Origin of the sequence: Loigolactobacillus zhaoyuanensis, assembly GCF_003946385.1 — a bacterium.
GTDB lineage: Bacteria > Bacillota > Bacilli > Lactobacillales > Lactobacillaceae > Loigolactobacillus > Loigolactobacillus zhaoyuanensis.
In genome coordinates this window covers 1-4,037 of record NZ_RHOE01000114.1, presented here as the reverse complement: position 1 = coordinate 4,037, position 4,037 = coordinate 1, and the positions used below count along the sequence as shown (strand labels likewise).

Annotated in this window: 2 protein-coding genes; both read left to right on the top strand. The window is 41.9% G+C overall.

The annotated features are described in order from the left end of the window. Positions 1–539: 539 nt before the first annotated feature. A complete protein-coding gene (gene hisS, locus EKM76_RS12940; RefSeq protein WP_125550979.1) occupies positions 540–1,841 on the top strand; it encodes a histidine--tRNA ligase in 1,302 nt (433 codons plus the stop codon). Continuing rightward, the gene (aspS, locus tag EKM76_RS12935) at positions 1,834–3,603 is read left to right on the top strand and encodes an aspartate--tRNA ligase (protein ID WP_125550978.1); all 1,770 of its coding nucleotides are present in this window, start codon (positions 1,834–1,836) and stop codon (positions 3,601–3,603) included. The genes hisS and aspS overlap by 8 nt, the downstream gene beginning before the upstream one ends. Positions 3,604–4,037 lie beyond the last annotated feature (434 nt).

The following is a 4,037-nucleotide window of genomic DNA, read 5'->3' as shown; positions in this document are numbered from 1 at the left end:
CTGTGTTCGTTATTGTTTGGTCGCTATAACAATAACACGGAAGGTGCTTTTTTGGTACACCATTTTGGTGAAACTCTCAATCAAAGATAAAACGATGGTGTAGCAACATTCTCGTTAAGGTTTAGGAACAGATATGCATAATTCAGGAAAATAGTTTTAGCGTATAAGCTAATTTTTATTATAGCAAATCCGCGGTGTTGACACAGCACTTTTCGCGATGCTAACTTGACTTTTAACGATATTTTCGGTAACGTAATAATGAACTGAATAGGACCGATGATAAAGTAAGCTTGTGGCAAAGTTGTTTTTTAGAGAGCGTCTGCTTGGCTGGGACTGACGCAAACACACCACAACATGACACTTTTGAGGTAAAGCTTTGTGCTTTCGCGAACAGCGTTATCTGATAAGTGACCGCATTAATTTTTAAATGCTGGTCAAGTAATTATTAAGGTGGTACCGTGCAATTAATGCGCCCTTGTCGAAGACAGGGGCGTTTTTTATTTATTTTACGTGTACATAGAGAAAGGAAGAGTTTAAGTATGGGTTATCAACGACCAAAAGGGACTGCGGATATTTTACCAGGTGAAACCCAAAAGTGGCAGTATGTTGAACAAACTGCTCGTAAGGTTTTCAATAATTATCAATTTAACGAAATTCGGACGCCGATTTTTGAAAGCTTCGATGTTTTTTCACGTTCAGTCGGCGATACTTCGGATATTGTGACGAAAGAAATGTACGATTTTTATGATAAAGGTAAGCGCCACATTGTTTTACGGCCGGAAGGAACAGCCGGGATCGTACGCGCTTATGTTGAAAACAAATTATTTGGACCTGAACATCCCAAACCCGTTAAAGTTTATTATATGGGCCCTATGTTTCGTTATGAACGGCCCCAATCAGGGCGGATGCGCGAGTTTCATCAAATTGGCGTTGAAGCGCTAGGTAGCCCTAGCCCAACGGTCGATGTTGAAACGATTGCGATGGCACTGGGCCTGTTTAAACAACTTGGTATCGGTGGCTTGAAGTTAGTTATCAATACGCTAGGTGATCTCGACTCACGCCAAGCCTATCGCCAAGCGTTGATCGCTTTTTTGGAACCACACTTTGACGAGCTTAGTGCTGATTCACAAGTGCGCCTGCACAAGAATCCCTTACGCGTTCTGGATAGTAAAGATAAAAAGGATCAGGCTATTGTGGCGGATGCACCTTCGATCTTAGACTTTCTGGATGAAGAATCGACGGCACATTTTACCATGGTCAAAACGTTATTAGAAAATTTGGGGATCGAGTATGAAATCGATGCGACGATGGTGCGTGGCTTAGATTACTATAATCATACGATCTTTGAGATCATGTCTAATTCAAAAGCATTCGGCGGTCAATATATGACTGTTTGTGCTGGTGGGCGCTATAACGGGTTAGTTGAGGAAATCGGTGGCCCAGCAACGCCTGGCTTTGGCTTTGGCTTAGGGCTAGAACGGATGCTGCTGGTTATGGATGCCGATGGGATCGATGTACCAGCAACGGCTGATCTAGCAGCGTACGTAGTCGGTATTGGTGCTGAAACGCAGCCGGCAGTAGTTCAAGTCACACAAGCAATCCGCAGCGCCGGTTTTACTGCGGAACATGATTACTTAGACCGCAAACCAAAGGCACAATTTAAAATGGCCAACCGGCTAAACGCCGAAGTGGTGATCACAATTGGCGAAAGCGAATTAGCAACTAAGTCCGCTCATTTGAAAAACATGGCAACGGGTAATGAAATTACGGTACCATTGGCCGAGATCGAACAAGATTTCGCAACGGTGCTCGCACAAGTAAGGGGAGAACAACGTGGATAAACGCACAACTTATGCAGGTTTGGTTAATGAAAAATATGTCGGTCAAGAAGTCACTTTGATGGGCTGGGTGCAAAAGCGCCGCAATTTAGGTAATTTGATCTTTATTGATCTACGTGATCGTGAAGGTATCGTCCAATTAGTTTTTAGTCAGGAATTTGGCCATGATGCTTGGGCCGTCGCTGACAAAGTTCGGTCTGAGTATGTACTAGAAGTTAAAGGGATGGTCGCTAAACGTGCAGCTGACGCAATCAATCCGAATATGCAGACGGGTAAAGTTGAAGTCGAAATTCATGATGTGACGATTCTGAATAAGGCGAAAACACCGCCGTTTTACATTGAAGATAATATTAATGTTTCGGCTGATCTGCGCATGAAATACCGCTACTTAGATCTACGGCGGCCAGAAATGTTGCAAGGTCTATTGATCCGCAATAAAATCACTCAGGCAGCTCATCGTTACTTAGATGAAACTGGGTTTATTGATGTGGAAACGCCTGATTTGACTAAATCAACGCCTGAAGGGGCGCGCGATTATCTGGTACCTTCACGAGTTTATCCAGGTCATTTCTACGCTTTACCACAGTCACCACAATTATTTAAACAATTGTTAATGGGTGCCGGGATCGATCGTTATTATCAGATTGCTCGTTGCTTCCGTGATGAAGATCTACGTGGCGATCGCCAACCAGAATTCACTCAGATCGACTTGGAAACTAGCTTTTTAGACGCCGAAGCGATTCAGGACTTGACGGAAGGCTTGTTAAAAGCGGTTATGAAGGCGACTAAAGGTATTGAATTAGAAACACCAATTCCACGAATTACTTGGAATGAATCAATGGCCCGTTTTGGTTCTGATAAGCCAGATATTCGTTTTGGAATGGAATTACAAGATCTGTCCGATTTAATGGCGGATACTGAATTCAAAGTCTTCAGTGGCGCTGTTGCTGATGGCGGACAAGTTAAGGGTATCTGTGTTCCTGGCGCAGCCGATAAATATTCACGTAAGGATATTGATAAAATTCAAGATTACGTTAAACGCTTTGGTGCTAAAGGCTTAGCTTGGTTGAAGTTGACCGATGACGGTTTTACTGGCCCAATTGCGAAGTTCTTTAAGGGCCAAGAAGATGTGATCGGCGAACGCTTAAGCGCTAAAGCCGGTGACCTATTGTTATTTGTTGCCGATAGCCGTAAAGTAGTTGCGGATACTTTAGGTTACTTACGTAAATTCTTCGCTAAGGAAATGGACATGATCGATGAAAGCAAATTCGCATTTATCTGGGTCGTTGATTGGCCATTATTCGAATATGATGAAGGTATTCAGCGCTGGACGGCGGCACATCATCCATTTACCATGCCGAATGAAGAAGACCTGCACTACCTTAATGAAGGTGAAGATCCCCATCAGGCTCATGCCCAAAGTTATGATATCGTCTTAAACGGTTATGAACTTGGTGGCGGTTCGATCCGTATCCACGATCGTGACATTCAAGAAAAAATGCTGGGCGCCTTGGGCATCGAACCAGAAAAAGCGCAAGAACGTTTTGGCTTCTTATTGGATGCCTTAACTTATGGTTTCCCACCGCACGGCGGCTTAGCAATTGGCTTAGATCGCTTTGCAATGTTACTAGCGGGCAAGGATAACATCCGTGAAGTCATCGCCTTTCCAAAGAATTCAAAAGCGGGCGATCCGCTGACTGATGCACCAAGCAAAGTTTCTAACAAACAATTATTAGACCTTGATTTAACAATTTATGATAAATAAAAGCAAAACGCGGCTGCCTAAATGGTGGCTGCGTTTTTTTGGTCTTTTGAGATGACAAATATAAGTAGATAATGTTAGAATCAAAAAAACGAATTTGGATTGCTTTAGATGAAAGATAAAATTATAAATAAACTCATTAAATTATTAATTTTATTTAATTATTGTTACAGCAATATACTGATGGTTGTTATTGTTGATAACTACGGATAAAACTGATTTAAAGGGGATTTTTAGTGAATTTAAAATGGGTCATAGTATTTTAATTTAATTTATTTGAATTTAAAATTGAGTGTTTAAATAATTATGTGTAAATGAATTATTGGGAATTGAAAAAGGGAAGCCTCTCCCTTATGATAGTTAGCGTCTAAACAAACATCACAGGAGGCTTCCCCATGAATCAGTTTACCAAAGAAATTGTCACAGCACTAGCTCAG

Bases quoted from the DNA above. Each gene is read 5' to 3' on its own strand.
- hisS (WP_125550979.1), top strand. From the start codon at position 540: ATGGGTTATCAACGACCAAAAGGGACTGCGGATATTTTACCAGGTGAA.